Genomic DNA, 20475 nt, shown 5'->3' on the forward strand with positions numbered 1-20475 from the left:
ATATAAAATTCTTACTCCGTATTATATAGGAATCGCGTATAGAGTGGAAGCCTGAAACAGGGGACGTACCCACCGTTTCACACCATAGTATTCACTTCAGACTGGGCATTCCTAAACAAGTAAATCCACTTCCAAATACCCAAAACAATATATAATATTCTAATTGAAGGATTAATATGGGTTCGTTAAAAAGGAGTAAGAAGATGCAGCAACTAAAAGTTCATTTTCCAAGTAAGGGTATCATTTTCATGCTTTTCTTCTTGATTGTTCCCGTTGTATTAACAGGGACTAGTGATCAGGCTTTGGAAAATAAGAATGTAATAGATGATATTTTGGTAAAGAAAATACCGGATCTTAATAAAACCGAAATAATATATGTTCAGGCTGATAAAAGTGCGGCTAAAAATGATATGACAGAACAACTACAAAAGGCTCTAAAGCTTGGAGCTGGAAAAGTTATCGTTTTGCCTTATGGCAGCTCATTTAAAATCAGCCGCTTAGTCGTACCCGACAATACCACGATAGTTGGGTATGGATCAAAACTATACAACGATAAAAAACATCAAACGCTTTTGAAAATTGGCAATGGAGTAAAGCTATATGGCATTGAGCTCCAGGGTGCAGGCAATAAAAAAGCAGATGCGAAGGGAGTCGGAATATCGATTCGGGGGGTAAATGCAGCTAATTATGTCCAAAATATTGTTATAGAAGATTGCTTTATTCATGATGTTGGTTTTTATGGTGTTAAGGCTGAATTTGCAGATAATGTACGTATTTCAAATACGGTTATCCGTGATGTTGGATTTGCTGGAGTAGGCGGATTGTCTGTCCGTAATATGCATATTAACAAGAGTCATATAAAATCAATCTCACCAGGAAACAAAGGCAATGCATACGGAGTCTTTTATTCGCGAAAGGGTGCTGAGAGTAACTTAAAGGCACACCCCAGGAGCACAAATAGTTCGGTTACTAACAGCATCATTGAGGACATTCCGTTGTGGGAGGCCCTTGACACCCATGGCGGAGAAAATATTACGTTTAACAATAATACAATACGAAATACAAAGGTTGGAATTGCATTTGTAAACGCGACTGGAAACGGCAAGAAGGAACTGTTTGGTTCCCAGAAATGTACAGCGAAAGGCAATCGGATTGAAGGAACCGGCAAGGGATATGGGATTGTAGTGGCTGGAACACCATCTGATTATAGTAGCGGCTGCACCATCGAAGGAAACCATTTAAAAGAGGCTGGCAAGCAGGGAAATAGTAACTCTGGTGCAATCCAGGCTTCCTATACGAGGGATTTGGTTATAAAAAATAATACATTGGTAAATTCCTACGCAAATGGCATCCACCTTTATACTCATAATAAGCAGTTTTCAATTACTGAAAACAGAGTGGAGGATGTCCAAGATTCCTTGTATAAGGCGCCTTCCGCCATTGCCTTCCGTTCTGGCAATAATGCCGGTACGATTGCTGGAAATAGTCTTATCAAAAAAAATGCAAAATTAAATCGCTACGTATCTATTCGTGGAATCAATATAACCACAAACACAAATATGAACCTGGTCATAGGCAAGAACACGAATAACTATGTTCTTCCTATAGCAGGAGGAACAGGTGACCATGTAAAGTACATTTCAAAATAAACCTCTTACCAGGTTACATTTATAAGCCAGTCTATATAGGGAGTTACCGTAAAAAGGTAGCTACTTTTCTATTGTTATTTTAATTCCAGTAAGTAAGTGTTACATGCGGTTTATTCCTCTTTTTGTTCTTTCCAGATAACACTAGGAGGATAGTTTAAACTAAATATCGAATACTTCTCTATAGGATATATTTAAAGCCGGATTGAAAAGAGAGGTAGCAATGAATAGGTATATCGAAATTAAGGAGGCCATCAACTATATCCAAACGCATCTGTATGATCAAATAACACTCGACAAATTGGCCAGCCATGTATCCTATAGCCCTTATCATTTTAGCAGGATTTTTAAAGAAGAAACTGGCCTTCCGCCTCTATATTTTGTTTCCTCGATGCGTTTGCAGCGGGCAAAGGAGTTATTGCTAAACACTAATATGAACGTCAGGGATATTAGTTTGGAAATCGGACAGCAAAGTTTAGGGACCTTTACGACCAGGTTTACGAAAAGTGTCGGCGTGACTCCCGCCAATTTCCGGAATACCCAGAAGGAAGCGAAAAGCCTGCTGAACACCCTTGAGCGGCTGGATGGAAAAATGAAATTTCAACAACGTGTTGATAGCTCCTTAACCGTAAAAGGCACTGTCACAACAAATGAGGAGTTTGAAGGAGTAATTTTGGTCGGTTTATTTCCAAAGCCCATCCCTGAAGGACTTCCGCTTTATGGTACACTTCTTTTTTCGCTTGGTGAATTTCAGTTTCATAATGTAAAACCCGGACTTTATTATTTGTTCGCAACCTCGGTTCCATGGGGAATGGACGCGCAGTCCTTCCTGATTCCCCATACGACATTAAGGTATAAGCCAACAGGTCCCATATTGGTTAACGGGAATGATCAAGTCCCACACCAGGATTTTCACCTCCGCGCAGCCCAACTAGACGATCCCCCAATACTAATCTCGATTCCCAGATTAATGATCAACTTCCTTCAACGTGTAAAAGACAGCAATCGAAAAGAAATAAGAACATTCTGACGGTGTTAATATGGGTATATAATTGCTCCAACTTTAAATTGAAAGGTGGGTAGAGGTAGACGAAACCCGGAGTCTAATAATGAAGGTAGATTTTTTACTCTAGTGAAGCAAACTCGAAACAGTATAAACACTGTAATGAAGGAGGTTGGAATAATGTTTAACATAGTTGGGCAAATTATGCTTTATGTAAATGACCAGGACGGGGCAGTGAAATTCTGGACGGAAAAGGCTGGATTTGTCGTAAAATCGGACGAGAATAACGGCCAGGGAATGAGGTGGATTGAAATCGCCCCGGCTAATGATGTAGAAACAACCATTGTCCTCCACAACAAGGAACTAATTGCTAAAATGGAGCCTGAAATGAATCTTGGCACCCCTTCATTAATGTTCTTTACTGATAATCTAGACAATTTATATGAGGGCTTATCATCGAAGAACGTTACCGTCGGGGAAATCGTAAATATGCCTTCAGGCAGGGTGTTCAACTTTGCAGATGATGAAAGCAATTATTTCGCTGTAATGGAGAAAACGAAGTAAGCCCAATTTTTGAAAATAATGGAGGGATAAACAGTGGGAGCACAATCAAACCAAATTTTTGTTAACCTGCCAGTGAAAGACCTAAACAAATCGATGGAGTTTTACAAGCAAATTGGTTATGAATTCAACCCTCAATTCACCGATGAAAATGCAGCCTGTATGATTATCGGCGAGAATATCTTTGCAATGTTACTTGTCCATCCCTTCTTCCAATCGTTTACGAAAAGGGAGCTGCCTGATGCAAACGAAACGACGGGAGTGATTATCGCCCTTTCCGCTGAAAACAGGGAACAAGTGAACGAAATAGTCGATAAGGCTATAGCAGCCGGAGGCAAAGAGGCAAGCGAGCCACATGACCAAGGTTTCATGTACTACAGGAGCTATCAGGATCCTGATGGACATTATTGGGAGATCATGTACATGGATCACAATGCCGTTAATGGTTAAGAAGGTTAAAATGAGGAGTGAGGCAGAGGATACGTCCCCTGCTTCATTGCTTTTCTTAAAAAATGAAAGAATCCCCACGACTGCTGGAGATTCTTTTTTATTTATTTAAACTTATCCGGAAATTGCTTCACAACTCCTGCAGATATAGTGTCCGCCATTAGAATAATATGTGAGACCCCGTCGTCAATTGAAACAATTCGTGCGTTCCAATCTTTTACTAAGCTTGCCGATAAATCATTAGTCACGAATTGCAGATGCTTATACAGTAGATTTTTTAGGTCTTGATTTTTCAAGTAGGGGTTGGCGCCGCTAAGGAATGCCGCAATTTGATCAGCATTTCTATACCATACTTTGTTAAGCTGATTCACCAAGGCTTGATTTCCAGTTTTAGCCGCATCTACAATCTTTCCGGCAATAATGATGTGCTCCTTTAGCAAAGTTGTAAGTTTGTTCCCGGCTTCCGTTCCGTATATCGGCTTTATAGCATTGCCGATATCCTCCTGATTCTTCAGAAGCCTGGCCAGTACCTGCTGTTGATCCACTGCTCCTCTTGTTGTGGCGCTAGAAATATAATTGCTTGTCCACAAGACATGATCAATCCAAAGTCTCCTGAATTGATTTTCAAACTCTACTTGGGATTGGCTTATGGTATGTGCCTGCGGTTCAGCGTATGTGCTGATTGGTCCAACCGCCATGTTTAGAGGAAATAACAAAATAGTTACCATCAACAATAATTTCTTCATCAAACCTTCTCCTTCCAGTGTAAAAAAAGTACCCTCTTTATTATTCCTAAATAAGTTCTACTTATCCTGAACCCTGGATTAGTAGGGTAGACTGAATGGAGATTGTTGCTTTGCTATATATGGCTTTGTTCGTGAATGCTGATAAACCGCTTATTACCGCTGATAAAATAGTTCCGTTTGCTGATAAAGTCCTCGCAAATGCTGATAAATGAGCCGCAACCGCTGATAAACAGGTAAAATCCGCTGATAAACAGACCACACCCGCTGATACGCAGCCAGGGTTCCTCTTCGGAGCTTAGCATCCGACCGGGCCTTTTGGTTACCCAACTGCCAGCAAGGCTGAACGGCAAGGCCACTTCCGGGCTTCACCCCGCCAAAGACCCCAAAAACCACAAAAAAACCCTACTTCAACAAACCTCGTTAAAGTAGGGTTTTCTCATTAATAATTACATTCCAGTTGGTGGTGCCTGCATATCATCAATCTCAATCCCGCGCGAGTGCTTTGTCGGGTTCCAGCTCTTATTCTTAAACGTCAACAAGCTCCACACAAACAATGGAATATAGCTCAAGTTAAACAGGAACATGCTGATAAAGCTCCACACAAAGTTGACCTTTTGCAGTGAATCCTTCGAAATCGTAAACGCAACATAGAACAATTGGAACCCGAGCATTGTCACCCAAATATACCACGGCACAATTGGGTTGAACCAGCCTGCATCCATAAAGATGGACAAATATATCACAATACCAGTCAATGTATTAAGCACGATCTTACCAGGGTTCAGCAAGTACAGTACCCCGTCAAACGCCTTAATATCCAACCGGGACACACTTCTCCAAAGCAGCTTCGGCGTATACTTGAAGCACACATCCCAGTGGCCGCGCGCCCAACGTAGACGCTGTACACACGAAGCAACAAAGCTTTGCGGCTTTTCATCAAATACCCGAGCGAAGTGGCACCAATGCGCTTTTACCCCGCGAAGCAGGCATTGCATTGTAAACTCAAGGTCTTCCGTCAACGAACGTGCAGACCAGCCGACTTCATTAAAAAGCTTCGTTTCGACAACGAAACCAGTCCCGCCGACCGCATTCCCAAGACCGATGTGGCTCTTTGCCAGCTGCCAAGCCCTGTTCATGTAAAAATAACTTGCCGCATATGACAGGCTGACCCAGTTGTCGTTCGGGTTTTTCGAATCCAGGTAGCATTGAATCAAGCGGTGGCCCGCATGCAAATGATTGTTCATTTCAGTCAAAAAGTTCGGGGAAACAAGGTTATCCGCGTCAAAAAACGAAATTCCGTCAAAATCCGTTACCAAGCGGTCGCCATACGCATCCACCGCATACTTAATCGCATACGGCTTCCCTTTTGGCTCGCCAGGAAGATAAGTGTGCTCAAGCACATTTGCGCCCAATTCGCGCGCAATCTTCGCGGTATTGTCATCACAGTTATCCGCGATGACGCAAATTTCATACAGCTCTTTCGGATAGTCCAGCGACTTCAGGTTTTTCACAAGCTGCCCAATCACGCTTTCCTCATTATGGGCCGCAACCAATAGAAGGAACCGTTTCGATGGCGCGAATTCCTTTAACTTGTTTGGCTTTTTGAACCCCCAGAAGCTGATTACAAGCCAGTACGTCCAGAAAAATAACAGGATATATTGTAAAGTATCAATGATGTAAGATACCGATGTTGTCATTGTGAACTCCTCTCAACCGTCTTTTCATGTATTTTGCGGGCATTCGCCTTGAACAGTTCGCTTTCCCACCTGTGAAACAAGATTTTCCAGGGAATGACAGGCACTGTTCGCTTTTTTTGCATTGCTGCCGTGAGCACCTTCCAACCAAATGAAAAAAGGTGCAGTGTTTTTTTTATTCGTAAAGGATTTACTAGAATCCGGTAAGCCCATTCCAGGCCCGTTTTTTGAAAAAATAACGGAGCCCGCTTTTCGTTTCCGGAAATCACGTCAAAGCTTCCGCCGACGCCCATCACGACTTTTGCATTCAGCCGGGGCTTATAGGCATGGATGAACGCATCCTGGCTCGGAAAGCCCATGCCGACGAAAAGGAGATCGGGTGCGAAATCATTGATTCGCCGTACAATCCCGTCCTCTTCCTCTTCGGAAAAATAGCCATGATGATAGGCAAACGAAAACTCCGGGAAGCCAGCTGCCAGCTTGCTTGCCGCGGAGTGGACGGTTCGTTCACGGGAACCAAGCAGGAAAACCCGCATTGGTTTGCCCTTATTCGCTTTTAATAGCGACCAAAGCAAATCATAGCCTGTCACACGCTCTTTAAGCGGCGTACCAGCAAGTTTGCTTGCCACCAGAATGCCTGCGCCGTCTGGTGTTAAAAGGTCCGCCTCATTTGCTAAGTGTTTCAACTGTGGATCTCGCAGGACCTTGCCAGCAATTTCAGCATTCACAGTCATCACATGGAAGGGACCAGTGCCGGGGGCCGCCAGTCTTTTGGAAATAAACTCAGTTGTCTCCGAAAAATCCTTGTCGGAAATCTCTAATGAAAAAATCCACGTCAATCGAACGACCCCCTTTACAATCTATTTTTGTTTTGAAAATTCAAACGAATTAGGTCTATTGGACGATGAATAACAAATTACATTATATTACGATATCAAAATAAAAAACAATGGATTTGTTTCCACTCAGGGTAATTACTGTAAAATAAAGCGTTTTCATAATATTTTCCGTAAATTTTCTGTTACAAGGTTGTAAATTTTGTTATACTTAAAAAATAATGTAATGGGAAAGAATGCTCATACACCTCCCGGCAACATGTCTGGGTGGAAAGTATGAATTGCAAGGGTTCAGTTGAAACTAAACCGGAATGCGGGCTACCGTACTGGGGAAAATTTCATTGAGTGGAGAGATGGAGTTGTCAAAAGAGAAGCTGAAGATTATGACTGTTTTCGGAACAAGGCCGGAAGCGATTAAAATGGCGCCACTGGTAAAAGAACTGGAAAGCAATGCGGACATCGAATCAATCGTGACCGTAACGGCGCAACACCGCCAAATGCTCGACCAGGTAATGGACATTTTCAAAATAACCCCGAACCATGACCTTAATATAATGAAGGAACGCCAAACTCTGGCCGGCGTCACGGTGCGCGCATTGGAAGGATTGGATTCCGTTTTTCGGGAAACAAAGCCGGATATGGTGCTTGTCCATGGCGATACATCGACAACATTCGTCGCAAGCCTCGCCGCTTTTTACAATCAAATCCCGATTGGCCATGTCGAAGCGGGCCTAAGGACGTGGGACAAATATTCCCCGTACCCGGAGGAAATGAACAGGCAGCTGACCGGCATGATGGCGGATTTGCACTTTTCGCCGACCCTCCAGTCAAGAAAAAACCTGACAGATGAAAACAAGAATACAGATTACATCTTCGTCACCGGCAATACAGCCATTGATGCATTGAAAACGACTGTAAAAGAATCATACACCCACCCGGTCCTAGAAAAACTGGGTTCCGACAAACTTGTCCTGATGACCGCCCACCGGCGTGAAAATCTTGGCGAACCGATGGAAAACATGTTCCGTGCAATCAGCAGGCTGGTTGCCGAGCATAACGATATCCAGGTCGTCTACCCTATCCATATGAATCCGGTTGTCCGGGAAATCGCGAACAGGATCTTGGGGGACAATCCCCGCATTCATTTAATCGAGCCGCTCGATGTCATTGATTTTCATAATCTTGCGGCGCGGGCGTACCTCATCTTGACTGATTCCGGCGGGGTGCAGGAGGAGGCACCTTCATTGGGAGTGCCAGTCCTCGTGCTGCGTGATACGACCGAGAGGCCTGAAGGAGTGAAGGCAGGCACATTAAAGCTCGCCGGAACGGACGAACTCACTATCTACCGCCTCGCGAATGAATTGCTGTCGGATGAAGAACTCCATCAGCAAATGGCCAAAGCCTCGAACCCGTATGGAGATGGACACGCCTCTGCACGGATCGTCGAAGCGATTCTTTATTATTTCAAGCTAAGGGACCAACGGCCGGAAGACTTTTTTGTAAAAAATGCACAAGCTCAGCCTTTGTAAATTTGCCTGTTGATTTCCGCTCCCGGCGCATGCTGGCGAGCGGGCGAATCCTGGAGCCACGGTGCCATAAGTGCCCTAACCGAATCTGGCTGGGAACTAGCGCCTACCGCTCCAAATCAACAGTCGTATGAAATAAATAAAGCGCTACTAGAGAGAAACAATCTTGCTTCTATGGGGAGAGCATAATTTAATGAAGAAACTACTTATTATCCTTTTAAGTCTCTCTGTGCTTGGCGGGGGTGCGTACTGGTTCGATTCGCAACCGGATAAAGACAGGCACGTCCAGGTAGAAACAAAGCCAGCTGCCGGCCAACCGAAGAAAGAGAAGCCGTATGTGGAGGAGTTTACCGGAGGGGATTTTTATGTCCTTTGGAAAAATGAACAGAAAAGCAAAACGCTCTATCCGGATAATGTAAGCGGTCTAGCTGTGAACGAAACAACCGCCACCTATAAAAACAATTGGAACGGCTACCAGTTCAATTTCCCGAAAGAATGGGAAGTCGACCGGAGGCAGGCTCCCCATTTTACAAGGCTGTTCACAAAGGATTTCCGGATTGACCTGACCGTGCAAAATGTCGACAAAGCCTGGACCTCGCCGCAAGGGTATATTGCAAAAACAATTGAAACGCTAAAGCCGAACATCACCGCCGACCGAAGTTGGTGGCAGCAAGGCTTTGCGGCACGGCAAATCGATTACTCAAGGCCGATCATCACCGGAATCGACCATGACATGAATCAGTACAGCTATTTGTTTTTAACTAGAGGGAACCGCGTGTTTACCTTTCAGTTAAAAACAGACCAGCAAAATTTCGAGGCGATGAAGACGCAGCTGAAAGAAGTCGCCTCCACCCTGAAAATCTATTCTCCTATCCAGATGGACCTGAACACGGCAATCAAAGCGAATCCACCCAATCCGGAGATTCGCCTGAAGCATAAAAAGGATTCGCTCATCATCCCGAAGAATCACTTCGTCATGGGCGCATACTTGCCGAAAACGAGGGATATCGACGGGTTAAATGGCTACCTGCAAAACCCATTGGGGGCGCAAATGTTTTATAAGCCGATTGACAGCGGTTACGATGAATACACGGAAGAGCTGTTGCAGAATGACCGGCTGCCGATTGTCACCCTTTTATATGAAAAAGCAAATTCAAAGGCAAACGCGGATGTCACTGAAGGTATACTGAATGGCTCTTTTGATCAAAATCTGCTCACTTGGGCCAAGGCAGTTAAGAAGCTCCATGGCCCTGTCCTTTTCAGGGTAGGCAATGAAATGAATGGCAGCTGGACGGATTGGTCCCACAAAAACACCTACAATGACCCGGACTTGTATAAGCTGACATTCAGGCATATTGTTGAGTTGTTTAAAAAGAACGGTACAAACAATGCCTACTTCGTCTGGAACCCGAACCATGTCTCATCCCCGTATTTCGAATGGAACGAGGCGCACATGTATTACCCCGGCGACAACTTTGTCGATTTCGTCGGCATGACATCGTATAACTTCGGTAAAACCCAGTGGAACAATTACCAGAGCGTAAAGACGCTATACGATGACCTGTACTGGGAATATTCTCGTTCTTATTATGGAAAGCCGCTGATGATAGGTGAGTTCGGAGCCGTCGAAACAGGCGGCAACAGAGCCGAATGGATCAAATCCGCATTCGAGGCAATCCCACGCTCCTATCCGAATATCAAAATAGCAGTCTGGTTCGACCAGGCACATGGCGAATTTGATTTCCGAATCCGCACCACACCTGCAAGTGCTGAAGCGTTTAAAAATGGGATGGCGCAGCCGGCGGTTGTGAAGGGGTTGAATTATAAGGAACAATAGATAACGAACCACTTCTTTTTCTTTCTGGCTTTTTTCCGCAACCCAATCCTTTAACATAGCCTTCTGTTCAAAAACTCCACTTTGCCAGTCCTGTAAAAGTGGGGTTTTTGAATATCGCAAACTTGTTATGAACTAGAACTAACAGCCAAGGAAAAACAGCGGACAGAAGAACAATGGCTGTCTCTACCGTGCATGGAGACCGATAAACGGCATTTATCCGCTGATAAAAATCAAACTACCGCTGATACGCTGTCTGGCTTTTGCTGCGAAGCATAGCTTTCGAAACTGCCAGCAAGGTGATTGCCTAGCCTGCTGGGCCAATGGGCTTTTATCCGTCAGAAAATTTACCGAATCCAGTTAAACCGGAAACCTCTCGGTTACACCCGAATAAAATACCGTTGGACCGAATCCTTGTACTGTTCGACCGAATCCTGCGAGTGTTAGACCGAAAACTCCGCCTGTTGTTCAAAATATAGAACAAAAGCACCCTCATTAAAGTGGATTTGATCCGCTGGCCAATACCCAGCCATCAATTATCCGGTTATAAACCCTGAAATCAGTTCAAAAAATTAACAAAAATGGTTCCTGAAAGGTAGTATTTGCTAGTAATCCCCTGGTAAAATACCCCTATTGTTAGACAACCGACAGAACTTACTGTACTTACCAAAAGGCTGAACATAAAAATAAAATATAAATGTGAATATAGATTTAACAAGTCCTGAATAAGGAAGAGGAAAACCAAATAGCATTCAAATTGACGGAAAATTCGACACCTTGATTGGACAAGCTTTTCATTTGTGGTCCTTTATACTAAACGAAAACATATAAGGTCGGTGGTCTCAATGGAGAACCCTTCTTTTGCAAAAGGATGTTTTTTTGGAATTTTATTCTCCATACCACTATGGTTAATCGTCATTTTCATCATTTATTGGATAGTCTAAATGAAAAGGAGCAGTCGGATTATCACCGACTGCTCCTTTCATATATACGTTACTTCCCCGTAAAATAATCAATCAAATACTCGCCCCAAAGTGTATGCCCTGCTGCAGTGGGTAGGCTTGTCCGCTGGTCAATGTACGTTTTAATTTCTTCGCTGTTTGGATCCGGCCATTCTTCCCAGTGGTTTAGGTAATCCCACCCTTTTTCTTCAGCAAAGCTTTTCAGTGTTTCAACCTGGGTGAGATAGTATTTTGGTTTAAATATTGGGTTCCCCGGCTGCAGGATGAACGCTGTATCAGGATTTTCCGCCTTTACATCCTCTATAATCTTCGTAATATTGGTTAGCGATTCCTCAATAAAAACTTCGCCATTGTCATTCAGTAGAAGCGGCTCCAGAACGACCATGTCAGGCGCAGCGCTGCTTAGCTCACTCTGCCAATCGGCTGCTAGCGCCTTCCTCGTGCTCGTATTATTTTCAATTACTGTTACTTCAAGATTTTTCTCACCAAAAGTGCTGAGCAATTCGTTTTTAAGCAAAAATGCCCATCCATTCGGATCTTTACCCAATGCATCTGATCCGGCCAGCACGATTTTGAATGGCCTTTTGTCTTCCATCGCATTTCTAAAGCTTTCCCTGCTTTCCGCCGGCCAGTTGATAGTAGCTTTTTCAAACTCCCATACAGCAGATTCAGGCTGTTTGGAAGCAGCGGTATTTTTAGGAGGCTTTACGGCGACGACATTGTTATTACTCTCATCCTCTGTCCCTAAACTATTCCAACGAACATTCCCTGCTATTAAAATAGCAAAGCAGGCGATAGCTAAAAGTGTAACCAAGAAATTTTTCATAAACTTCCCCCGCTAAAATCTATTTGTTTACCCTCTTTTAGGCCGCTTAAACCTATGGAAAATTTACCAATTTTAAAAATATCTTTCTTTTTTCTTAAATAATTGTTAAATTAACATAGTATGGAAAGATAAATTCTGCCAATTTATATTAAAGTATGACAAGAAATGATAAATTTTACAACAAAAAATTTCGAGCTGGGGGAGCAAGATGGAAGAAACAATCAGTTTAAGAGAATTAATGGAGACATTGAAAAAACGCATAAGGCTGATCCTAGGCATCACATTTGCGGCAGTATTCATCAGCGCGCTTGTGAGCTATTTTGTTTTGACGCCAATTTATCAGGCATCGACGCAGATTCTAGTCAATCAGGCCAAAACCGAACAGAATATGTACAATTACAACGAAATTCAAACTAATTTGCAGCTGATCAATACGTACAATGTGATCATTACAACTCCTGCGATCCTTGACTTGGTTGTGAAGGAGCTTAATGGGGAATACACGACGGGCCAGTTGAGTTCCAAAATCAGTGTTGCGAGTGAAAAGCAGTCACAGATTGTCAATATTACAGTCCAGGATGAAAATCCAAAGACAGCCGCGAAAATAGCAAACACAATCGCTATGGTATTCCAGGAACAAATCATTTCAATCATGAATGTCGACAACGTCACCATCCTGTCACCCGCGACGGTAACGGACGGGCAGGCTCCTGTAAAACCAAAACCTTTGCTGAATGTAGCAATCGCACTGATTGTCGGGCTCATGCTTGGTATAGGCTTGGCATTCTTGCTGGAGTACTTTGATAACACAATTAAATCAGAACAGGATGTTGAAAAAGTCCTGGAAATGCCTGTATTAGGGGCAGTCGCCGTCATGGGCGATACAAGGGATCTAGATAGTCGAACAGAACGAAAATTACGGGCTTGAGGTGCTGACTAGTGTTTACGAAAAAAAATAAAAAATCAATGTTTGAGAATAAAAGAAAGCTTGTTACGAAGTTCGATCCCAAATCGCCAATTTCTGAACAGTACCGGACAATCAGGACGAATATCCAATTTTCCTCGGTGGACCAGCAAATCCATACCTTGATGGTGACTTCTTCCGCGCCTGGGGAAGGAAAATCAACAACGATTGCGAATTTGGCGGTGACATTTGCCCAGCAAGGAAAACAAGTGCTCTTAATCGATGCGGATATGCGTAAGCCGACAATGCACTATACGTTTAACGTCTCAAATACAGTCGGATTGACCTCAGTGCTAAGCGGACAGGAAAACCTGAACAAGGCATTGAGGCCATCCGATATTGAAAATCTATACATTTTAACAAGTGGACCAATTCCCCCAAACCCGTCAGAGCTACTAGGGTCTAAAGCTATGAAAGCCTTTTTGGAAAAAGCCAAGGAAGAGTTCGATATGGTCTTATTCGATACTCCACCTGTCCTGGCTGTGACAGATGCGCAAATCTTGTCGAACCAATGCGATGGGACCATTTTGGTGGTTAACAGCGAAAAGACTGAAATAGAGAAAGCTACAAAATCAAAAGAACTGTTGTTAGCAGCCAAGGCAAACTTGCTTGGAGTGGTTTTAAACAACAAAAAATTAGATTCGAAAAACCAATATTATTATTACGGAGCGAAATGACAGGTTTCGACAAATTCCACCCCTTTACTATGTTAATATTTGCAAGTACTATGAAAATATAGGTATTTTTGTAACATAATTGGAAAATAAAACGGGAGGTGTTTTCAATGATTGACATTCATTGTCATATTCTGCCTGGGGTTGACGACGGAGCGAAGTCGATAAGGGAAAGCCTGGAAATGGCGCGAACTGCAGTCAGTGAAGGAATAAAGACAATCGTTGCAACACCTCACCATAAGAACAATCGCTATACAAATCCAAAGCAATCCATTCTTGAACAGGTAAGTGATTTGAACAATCATCTGCAGATGGCTCAGATACCACTAACCGTCCTGCCCGGCCAGGAAGTCAGGGTGTATGGGGAGCTTGTTGAGGACTATGAAAAAAATGAGATTCTAACTCTAGCAGAAACGCACTATCTGTTCTTAGAACTCCCTTCGGATCAAGTCCCAAGATACACGGAAAAACTCGTGTACAACCTGCAAATGGGAGGCCTGACCCCGATCATTGTGCACCCTGAACGGAACCACGAAATCATCGAGCGCCCGGGAATTCTGTATACTCTTGTGAAAAACGGAGTGCTAACGCAGATTACGGCTTCATCCGTTTGTGGGTACTTTGGGAAAAAGATCAAGAATTTCTCCTTCCAATTAATTGAGTCGAATCTGACCCATTTCATTGCATCGGATGCACACAATACCCATTCCCGTGGCTTCAAAATGCAGGAAGCTTATGAGGTGGCAGAAAACAGGTATGGGAAAGAACTGTCCTATATGTTTAAGGAAAACGCTGAATTGCTCCTGCTTGATAAAAACATTTACAAAGAAATTCCCGAGCCAATCAAGAAAAAGAAGATATTCGGCATTTTTTAATCGACATCCAGAATCTACGTAACTTTCAGTATTTGCTGAACGGTGATGCCTCCTGCCCGTTATCCTCGGAGGCACTCGATTATGCAGTGGGAGGCTTTCCTCCTTAGACGCCCGTCGTCGAATGCATGGTGTGAGGACGGGTTAGATGCCCAACTATTTTTATTTATCGGTAGATATCTAATGAAAGAATAGTGTTATGAAAATTACTATTTTTTCATTAGGTATTTATTTTTTTATTTGTATATTAAAAATGCAATAACAAGAAAATGTAATTTTATCTTTACTATAGTATGACAGAATTTGACTTATAAAGAATGAAAGAAGGGTAGCGGGTTGGATAATACGGCTAAATCAAATTCAATTTATTTTGAACAAATGAAGGGTTCAAAAATTGAAATTAATAATGGAACACTCTATAAAATATTAAAAAGAATGATAGATGTAACTGGCGCTATTGTTGGCCTTTCACTACTCAGCATCGTACTTCTGGCAGTAGCTATTTTAATTAAAGTGGAAGATCCTAAAGGTAAGGTTTTCTTTATCCAAAGACGAGTGGGGTTACATGGAACGGAATTTAATATGTATAAATTCCGTTCAATGTGTTCAAATGCTGAAGAAAAGTTAGAGGGGCTTATGAAATACAATGAAATTAGCGGAGCTATGTTTAAAATGAAAAATGATCCTCGTATTACGAAGGTTGGAAGGTTTATTCGAAAGACAAGTATTGACGAACTTCCTCAACTTTTAAATGTACTAAAGGGGGAAATGAGTTTGGTTGGGCCTAGACCCCCACTACCAAGGGAAGTAGCCCAATACGCAGAATATCATATGCAAAGATTGATGGTAATACCAGGTTGTACAGGTCTTTGGCAGATAAGTGGAAGAAATTCCCTTAATTTTGATCAGATGGTTGAACTGGATTTATTTTATATAAAAAAACGCAACACTCTTTTTGATTTGAAAATAATAATAAAGACAATGGGTTCCTTATTAAACACAAAAAATACTTTTTAACGTTTTAGCTTATTTAATTTAAAAATAACGTTTATAGTTTTTTAATATACCCCTCCATCTAATAATACATAAGGGTATAAATTACTAGATAGGTATTTTAAATTAATCCCGTGAAGTTAATTAAAGGAGGAAACGAAATGGGGTATAATATTCTCTTTTTTCCTTGGCGAGACTGGAACAGTATTAAAAGAGAGGGATTTAGAACGCGTGAAGCAAATATCTTAAAAACTCTCATGGATCGACCAGAAGTAGATAAAATATTATGTGTCAATCGGTCTGGAATACCAAAGATTGGTGAATATATATTTAATTTAAAAGATAAGAATAGATATTTTTATGGAAATAAGAAGGAATATTATTATACAGAGGAAGTAATAAGCTCTTCATTCTTCTCGAAGTTAAAAAGAATGGACAATAAGTTATACGTTTTAGAGATGAATTTTCATTTACCTAATCCAAAAGGGAATAAACTAGAAAGGTTTCCCTTTTTCCAAAAGATTCTTCATAAACAAATTAAAGAAGCATTAGTAAAAATAAATATTCATAATTATTGGGTTTGGAATGTAGATTTAACAAGAATCTATACAGCTTCAACATTTAAAAAGGATTTATTAGTGTTCGATGCTATTGATAATTTATTAGAACATGACCAAAAGTCAGAAGAGACGTCTTTTTTAAATCAATGTTATGATATGGTGAACAAAAGAGCTGACATTATTTTTACTGTTTCAAGTGAATTAAAAGAAACACTATTTCTTGAAAGGAAAAATAGTACCTATCATATTCCTAATGGTATAGATCTAAGTATGTATAGCCAAAAATGTGAAAATAAACCTTTTGACCTACCAGACAATAACTCACCTATTATAGGTTATGTTGGGTTGTTACAAGAGCGTTTGGATTTAACTATTTTAGAAAAAATTATAAATGATTTTCCAAACTGTAATTTCGTATTTGTAGGACCAATATTGTCTCCTAAATACTTTAAAGGTTTAAAGCGCTTTACAAATGTCTATTTCCTAGGTCCCAAAAGGCATGAAGAAATAAAAAGTTATCTCCAGTTTTTTGATATCTCTATAATTCCTCATAAAGTAAATAAATTTACAAAATCTATGAACCCCTTAAAATTATATGAATATCTCGCTTCAGGTAACCAAGTAATTACTACCCCAGTTCCTCCTAGTGAGGAGTTTAAAGATGTGATTTATATTGCAAAAAATCCTGCAGAGTTTTCAAGGACAATAAAAAATTGCTTAGAGAAGCCTTTAAGTAATACTTCGAAAAAAAATATACACCGAGTAATTAAAATGCACGACTGGCAGGATAGGGTGGAAAAAATGATGTTAATATTGGAACAGTTTAACAAAATACGTTAGGAAGATAAATATGAATAATAATTCTGTTTGTGTAGTTACAGTAACTTATGGGGAAAGATGGGGGTTGTTGGACAAAATATTAAAAAAATTACAAAATAATAATATGGTGAAAAAGGTTGTTGTTGTTGATAATGGTTCAAAAACTGATATAAAAAAAGCTTGCGAATTAAAAGGTTATAAAAAGGTATTGGTTTTGGAGCTGGGTGAAAACAAAGGTTCTGCATATGGTTTTAAAAAGGGTATTGAAGAAGCCATTATGGTTAAAGAGTGTGAGTTAGTCTGGCTATTAGATGATGATAATATGCCTCATGAAAATACACTTGAAGTATTAATTAACAATTACTTAACTCTAAAGAAAAATCATAATATATTTGCACTTGCTTCTCTAAGAGAAGATCGAAAAGATTATAAGAGTGCAGCGGAAAAAGGTAATACTGCAAACATTTTTCCTAGAAAAAATAGCTTTTATGGCTTTCATATAACAGATATATTTAAAAAAACTTTAAGGAAAATTATTAAACTTAAATCTAAACAACCAGTAAAATGTCCTACTCCTATTATTGATGTCCCTTATGCTCCTTATGGTGGCTTGTTTTTTGAAAAGAGATTAATCAATAAAATTGGATTACCTAATGAGGACTTTTACCTTTACGGTGATGATTACGAGTTTACTTATCGTATTAATAAATTTGGTGGCAACTTATATTTAGTATCAAACAGTACAATTGAAGATATTGATAAATCTTGGTATCTGGAAAAAAGGGGTAATTTTTTACTTTCATTATTATTCAATCCCTCAGATAATAAAATTTATTATAACTTTAGAAACAGAATATTTTTTGAGAAAAAAGACCTGGTAAATAACGGTATAATTTATAATTTGAATAAATTCACTCTTTTGATAATTTTATGTTTTATTTGTTTATTAACTCTAAATAAAAAAAGATATCTCCTAATTAAAAGAGCAATAAGTGATGGAGAAAAAGGTTTTTTAGGCAAAATTTGATGATGAATTAGAAATACACAGAACATATACAGACTTTTTAATAACAAGGGGATCCTTGAAAAATGGTTAATAAATTTTATTTAAATAAAAACATACTTTTTTTAATAGCTGTTTTTTTAGGTTTTATTGGTGGAATCTTGTCAATAAATAATTTTATTTCTATTTTATTGGCAGCTATTTTTATTAGCTTTATTGTTATATTTAGATATCCTGTTGTCGGATTTGTAATGTTTTTATTCTCAATCAACTTGATTCCAGGATATATATATGATTCTTATACTGTTTCCGTAACAAATAATATTAGATTAAATTATTTACCGCTATTATTAGTTCCAATAATCTTTATATTTCTAATTAAGAAAAAAAATGTAGGGATTTTACTCAAAAACAAAGTAGATCTTTATATGATTATTTTTATATTTCTGCTTTCATTAAATGCTTTGTTTAGTGTAGATACTATAAACTCCATAGAATTAGCTATAAATTGGATTTTGGAAATGATTACAGTGTATTTTGGAATAAGAATACTAATTAATGTTAGGAAGGATTTACCGATTATTGCAAATTCAACCATATGGATAAGTTTAGTAGTTTCCAGTTATGGAATTGCAGAATATGTTATTACAGAAAATCCTTTATTCCACAATTACCTGATAGATATGAATTATTTTGATACATTGTATACACCTGGTCTTTCAGAAAGTTACAGAATTTCTTCATTTATGGGTCATCCAGTAGTACTAGGCTTGTTTTTAGTAATATATATTCCTTTTATTTTGCATAAATTAATAAAAACGAAACGAAACTTTAACAGGTGTTTATATGTTTTGGTTTTATTAATTAACCTACTGGCCATATTTTTAACCTATTCAAGATTTTCTTTATTTGTGGCCATATTTATTATATGTGTTTTTTTTATTAATAAAAATAAAAAAATTTTAATAGGAATCCTTTGTCTTTTTATATTTGTTTTTTCTTATGTTCCTGTCGACATAGTTGATAAGGCTTTAGAACGGGTGAGTATTCAAAATATCCTAACATCGGGCTCGTACTTACATCGTTTGTATGCCTATAGTACATCTTTAAGTGCAATGGTTGATAGACCTATATTAGGATATGGATTAGGTCAATATGCGCATGCCTATGAAGATCATAAACAACCTGGGGATGTCTTTTTTCCAGTACCAGATAATACTTATTTACTAATACTGGTTGAATTAGGGATATTTAGTCTTATGTTTTTTGTTGCAATTTGTATTAACGCCATAAAAGCTTTATGGCGTTATAACGAGGAAGATGAAGAATACAGTTGGACCCTGTTCTGTGTTTTAATAGCATTTTTAATGAATGGAATATCATTTGATACTTTTAATTTTCCGGGATTAAGGATTTGGTTTTTTGTAATATTGGCATTGAGTATTAATAATAGTGAATTCAAAAAAAATAAAAGGAAGGTTGTTAATGTTGTATAACCCTAAAGTCAGTATAATAACCCCTACGTATAATCAAGAAAAGCTTATTGGTGATTGTATTAAAAGCGTAATAAATCAAACTTATATTTATTGGGAAATGATTATTATAGATGATGGTTCTACAGATAATACTAAGGGTGTAATTGAACAATATTTGTATGATCCTAGAATAAAATATATTTATCAAGATAATAAAGGTCCAAATTTCTTAGCTGAAAATTATAATAAAGCCTTAAATTGTGCTAGCGGAGAATTAATTGCCATTCTTGAAGGAGATGATTATTGGCCAAAAGAAAAACTTGAGAAGCAGGTTCCAGCTTTTCAAAATAACGAAATTGTCTTAAGTTATGGTGATTATATTATTACTGATATAAAAGGAAAATTAGAACTGCCACACAGATTAGGCCATTTACCAGAAAACATTCGTCACAATACCCCTGTAGGAACAGCCTCTTTGTTTATGTTAAGAGGCGAAGGTGCAACATTTACTTATCCCGTAACAGTTGTTATTCGAAAGGAAACATTACTGGAAATAGGTGGTTTCCTTCAGTGTACTTATGCCCCACTCGTCGATTACTCAACATTTTTGCATTTGGGTTTAAAAGGAAAGTTTCATTATGCAGAGGGCGTAGTTGGTTTTTGGAGAAGGCGTATTACTTCTATTACAAGTACAAAACGCTTATTTATTTACGAAGGAGTAAGACGTTATGGAAAAGAATTTTTTGATTTAAATAAAGAACTTTCCTTATTCAAGAACAGTAATTGGAATGATATTGAAAAATCCTGGAAGAAAGGGATTAATAGAGCTTATATTGAAAAGGGAAGAATGGAATTGTTAAAAGGTGATTGGGATTCCGCAAGAAAAAGTTTTACAAAATTATTAAATTCTCCAAGGACCTTTTTAAAAGGAATAATAGGTATTATAGCCGCCATATTAAAAAAAGACGTTGAACGGATTTTTAAAATGAAGAATGGTTATAGTCTACTTGATTTTAAAGAAGATTAAGGTGAAA

18 protein-coding genes are annotated in these 20475 nt (G+C 39.3%); 14 read left to right on the forward strand and 4 right to left on the reverse strand.

The window, feature by feature from the left end:
- Positions 1–203 precede the first annotated feature (203 nt).
- The 4 genes from AR337_RS17860 to AR337_RS17875 all read left to right on the forward strand — a co-directional run bounded on the left by AR337_RS17860 (position 204) and on the right by AR337_RS17875 (position 3660).
- Positions 204–1649 carry a right-handed parallel beta-helix repeat-containing protein gene (locus AR337_RS17860; RefSeq protein ID WP_059173398.1) on the forward strand — a complete coding sequence of 482 codons (1446 nt, stop codon included), beginning with the start codon at positions 204–206 and terminating at the stop codon, positions 1647–1649.
- A 220-nt stretch (positions 1650–1869) separates the two neighbouring features.
- Complete coding sequence (locus tag AR337_RS17865) at positions 1870–2676, forward strand: helix-turn-helix transcriptional regulator (protein WP_059173399.1); 807 nt, start codon at positions 1870–1872, stop codon at positions 2674–2676.
- Positions 2677–2829: 153 nt separating this feature from the next.
- Complete coding sequence (locus tag AR337_RS17870; protein WP_059173400.1) at positions 2830–3213, forward strand: VOC family protein; 384 nt, start codon at positions 2830–2832, stop codon at positions 3211–3213.
- A gap of 33 nt (positions 3214–3246) precedes the next feature.
- Positions 3247–3660 carry a VOC family protein gene (locus AR337_RS17875; RefSeq protein WP_059173401.1) on the forward strand — a complete coding sequence of 138 codons (414 nt, stop codon included), beginning with the start codon at positions 3247–3249 and terminating at the stop codon, positions 3658–3660.
- Positions 3661–3761: 101 nt separating this feature from the next.
- Here the strand turns inward: AR337_RS17875 and AR337_RS17880 are convergent, their stop codons facing one another.
- The 3 genes from AR337_RS17880 to AR337_RS17890 all read right to left on the reverse strand — a co-directional run bounded on the left by AR337_RS17880 (position 3762) and on the right by AR337_RS17890 (position 6936).
- Complete coding sequence (locus AR337_RS17880; protein ID WP_059173402.1) at positions 3762–4403, reverse strand: hypothetical protein; 642 nt, start codon at positions 4401–4403, stop codon at positions 3762–3764.
- Between the two features lie 446 nt (positions 4404–4849).
- Positions 4850–6100: a glycosyltransferase family 2 protein gene (locus AR337_RS17885; protein ID WP_059173403.1), complete on the reverse strand. Its 1251-nt coding sequence runs from the start codon at positions 6098–6100 to the stop codon at positions 4850–4852.
- On the reverse strand, positions 6097–6936 hold the full coding sequence (locus tag AR337_RS17890) for a WecB/TagA/CpsF family glycosyltransferase (RefSeq protein WP_059173404.1): 840 nt from the start codon (positions 6934–6936) through the stop codon (positions 6097–6099). The genes AR337_RS17885 and AR337_RS17890 overlap by 4 nt, the downstream gene beginning before the upstream one ends.
- A gap of 350 nt (positions 6937–7286) precedes the next feature.
- On the opposite strand from AR337_RS17890, the gene wecB reads away from it, so the two are divergent.
- Positions 7287–8462, forward strand: a complete 1176-nt coding sequence (gene wecB / locus AR337_RS17895; RefSeq protein WP_059173689.1) for a non-hydrolyzing UDP-N-acetylglucosamine 2-epimerase — start codon at positions 7287–7289, stop codon at positions 8460–8462.
- 190 nt (positions 8463–8652) lie between these two features.
- Entirely contained in the window at positions 8653–10296 is a 1644-nt protein-coding gene (locus tag AR337_RS17900; protein WP_059173405.1) for a glycoside hydrolase family 26 protein, read from the forward strand.
- Between the two features lie 990 nt (positions 10297–11286).
- Here AR337_RS17900 and AR337_RS17905 read toward each other — a convergent pair.
- Positions 11287–12081 (reverse strand): SGNH/GDSL hydrolase family protein, encoded by a 795-nt coding sequence (locus AR337_RS17905; protein WP_059173406.1) that lies wholly within the window; start codon positions 12079–12081, stop codon positions 11287–11289.
- 208 nt (positions 12082–12289) lie between these two features.
- On the opposite strand from AR337_RS17905, the gene AR337_RS17910 reads away from it, so the two are divergent.
- The 8 genes from AR337_RS17910 to AR337_RS17945 all read left to right on the forward strand — a co-directional run bounded on the left by AR337_RS17910 (position 12290) and on the right by AR337_RS17945 (position 20468).
- The gene (locus AR337_RS17910) at positions 12290–13009 is read left to right on the forward strand and encodes a YveK family protein (protein WP_059173407.1); all 720 of its coding nucleotides are present in this window, start codon (positions 12290–12292) and stop codon (positions 13007–13009) included.
- A 38-nt stretch (positions 13010–13047) separates the two neighbouring features.
- Positions 13048–13722, forward strand: a complete 675-nt coding sequence (locus AR337_RS17915) for a CpsD/CapB family tyrosine-protein kinase (RefSeq protein WP_059173690.1) — start codon at positions 13048–13050, stop codon at positions 13720–13722.
- A gap of 107 nt (positions 13723–13829) precedes the next feature.
- Entirely contained in the window at positions 13830–14594 is a 765-nt protein-coding gene (locus AR337_RS17920; RefSeq protein WP_059173408.1) for a tyrosine-protein phosphatase, read from the forward strand.
- Positions 14595–14969: 375 nt separating this feature from the next.
- Entirely contained in the window at positions 14970–15608 is a 639-nt protein-coding gene (locus AR337_RS17925; RefSeq protein WP_059173691.1) for a sugar transferase, read from the forward strand.
- Positions 15609–15745: 137 nt separating this feature from the next.
- A complete protein-coding gene (locus tag AR337_RS17930) occupies positions 15746–16984 on the forward strand; it encodes a glycosyltransferase (protein WP_059173409.1) in 1239 nt (412 codons plus the stop codon).
- A 10-nt stretch (positions 16985–16994) separates the two neighbouring features.
- Positions 16995–17990, forward strand: coding sequence for a glycosyltransferase (locus AR337_RS17935; RefSeq protein ID WP_059173410.1), 996 nt, complete (start codon positions 16995–16997; stop codon positions 17988–17990).
- 62 nt (positions 17991–18052) lie between these two features.
- The gene (locus AR337_RS17940) at positions 18053–19462 is read left to right on the forward strand and encodes an O-antigen ligase (RefSeq protein WP_059173411.1); all 1410 of its coding nucleotides are present in this window, start codon (positions 18053–18055) and stop codon (positions 19460–19462) included.
- Positions 19452–20468 carry a glycosyltransferase family 2 protein gene (locus AR337_RS17945; protein WP_059173412.1) on the forward strand — a complete coding sequence of 339 codons (1017 nt, stop codon included), beginning with the start codon at positions 19452–19454 and terminating at the stop codon, positions 20466–20468. The genes AR337_RS17940 and AR337_RS17945 overlap by 11 nt, the downstream gene beginning before the upstream one ends.
- The last annotated feature ends 7 nt before the right edge of the window (positions 20469–20475 follow it).

It is taken from the genome of Bacillus sp. FJAT-27445 (assembly GCF_001510665.1).
In the GTDB taxonomy this organism is placed as follows: Bacteria; Bacillota; Bacilli; order Bacillales; family Cytobacillaceae; genus Bacillus_D.

Excerpts from the sequence above, each read along its gene's own strand:
- AR337_RS17860 (WP_059173398.1), top strand. The coding sequence starts at position 204 with ATGCAGCAACTAAAAGTTCATTTTCCAAGTAAGGGTATCATTTTCATG.
- AR337_RS17865 (WP_059173399.1), top strand. The coding sequence starts at position 1,870 with ATGAATAGGTATATCGAAATTAAGGAGGCCATCAACTATATCCAAACG.
- AR337_RS17870 (WP_059173400.1), top strand. The coding sequence starts at position 2,830 with ATGTTTAACATAGTTGGGCAAATTATGCTTTATGTAAATGACCAGGAC.
- AR337_RS17880 (WP_059173402.1), bottom strand. The coding sequence starts at position 4,403 with ATGAAGAAATTATTGTTGATGGTAACTATTTTGTTATTTCCTCTAAAC.
- AR337_RS17885 (WP_059173403.1), bottom strand. The coding sequence starts at position 6,100 with ATGACAACATCGGTATCTTACATCATTGATACTTTACAATATATCCTG.
- wecB (WP_059173689.1), top strand. The coding sequence starts at position 7,287 with ATGGAGTTGTCAAAAGAGAAGCTGAAGATTATGACTGTTTTCGGAACA.
- AR337_RS17900 (WP_059173405.1), top strand. The coding sequence starts at position 8,653 with ATGAAGAAACTACTTATTATCCTTTTAAGTCTCTCTGTGCTTGGCGGG.
- AR337_RS17905 (WP_059173406.1), bottom strand. The coding sequence starts at position 12,081 with ATGAAAAATTTCTTGGTTACACTTTTAGCTATCGCCTGCTTTGCTATT.
- AR337_RS17910 (WP_059173407.1), top strand. The coding sequence starts at position 12,290 with ATGGAAGAAACAATCAGTTTAAGAGAATTAATGGAGACATTGAAAAAA.
- AR337_RS17915 (WP_059173690.1), top strand. The coding sequence starts at position 13,048 with ATGTTTGAGAATAAAAGAAAGCTTGTTACGAAGTTCGATCCCAAATCG.
- AR337_RS17920 (WP_059173408.1), top strand. The coding sequence starts at position 13,830 with ATGATTGACATTCATTGTCATATTCTGCCTGGGGTTGACGACGGAGCG.
- AR337_RS17925 (WP_059173691.1), top strand. The coding sequence starts at position 14,970 with ATGAAGGGTTCAAAAATTGAAATTAATAATGGAACACTCTATAAAATA.
- AR337_RS17930 (WP_059173409.1), top strand. The coding sequence starts at position 15,746 with ATGGGGTATAATATTCTCTTTTTTCCTTGGCGAGACTGGAACAGTATT.
- AR337_RS17935 (WP_059173410.1), top strand. The coding sequence starts at position 16,995 with ATGAATAATAATTCTGTTTGTGTAGTTACAGTAACTTATGGGGAAAGA.
- AR337_RS17940 (WP_059173411.1), top strand. The coding sequence starts at position 18,053 with ATGGTTAATAAATTTTATTTAAATAAAAACATACTTTTTTTAATAGCT.
- AR337_RS17945 (WP_059173412.1), top strand. The coding sequence starts at position 19,452 with ATGTTGTATAACCCTAAAGTCAGTATAATAACCCCTACGTATAATCAA.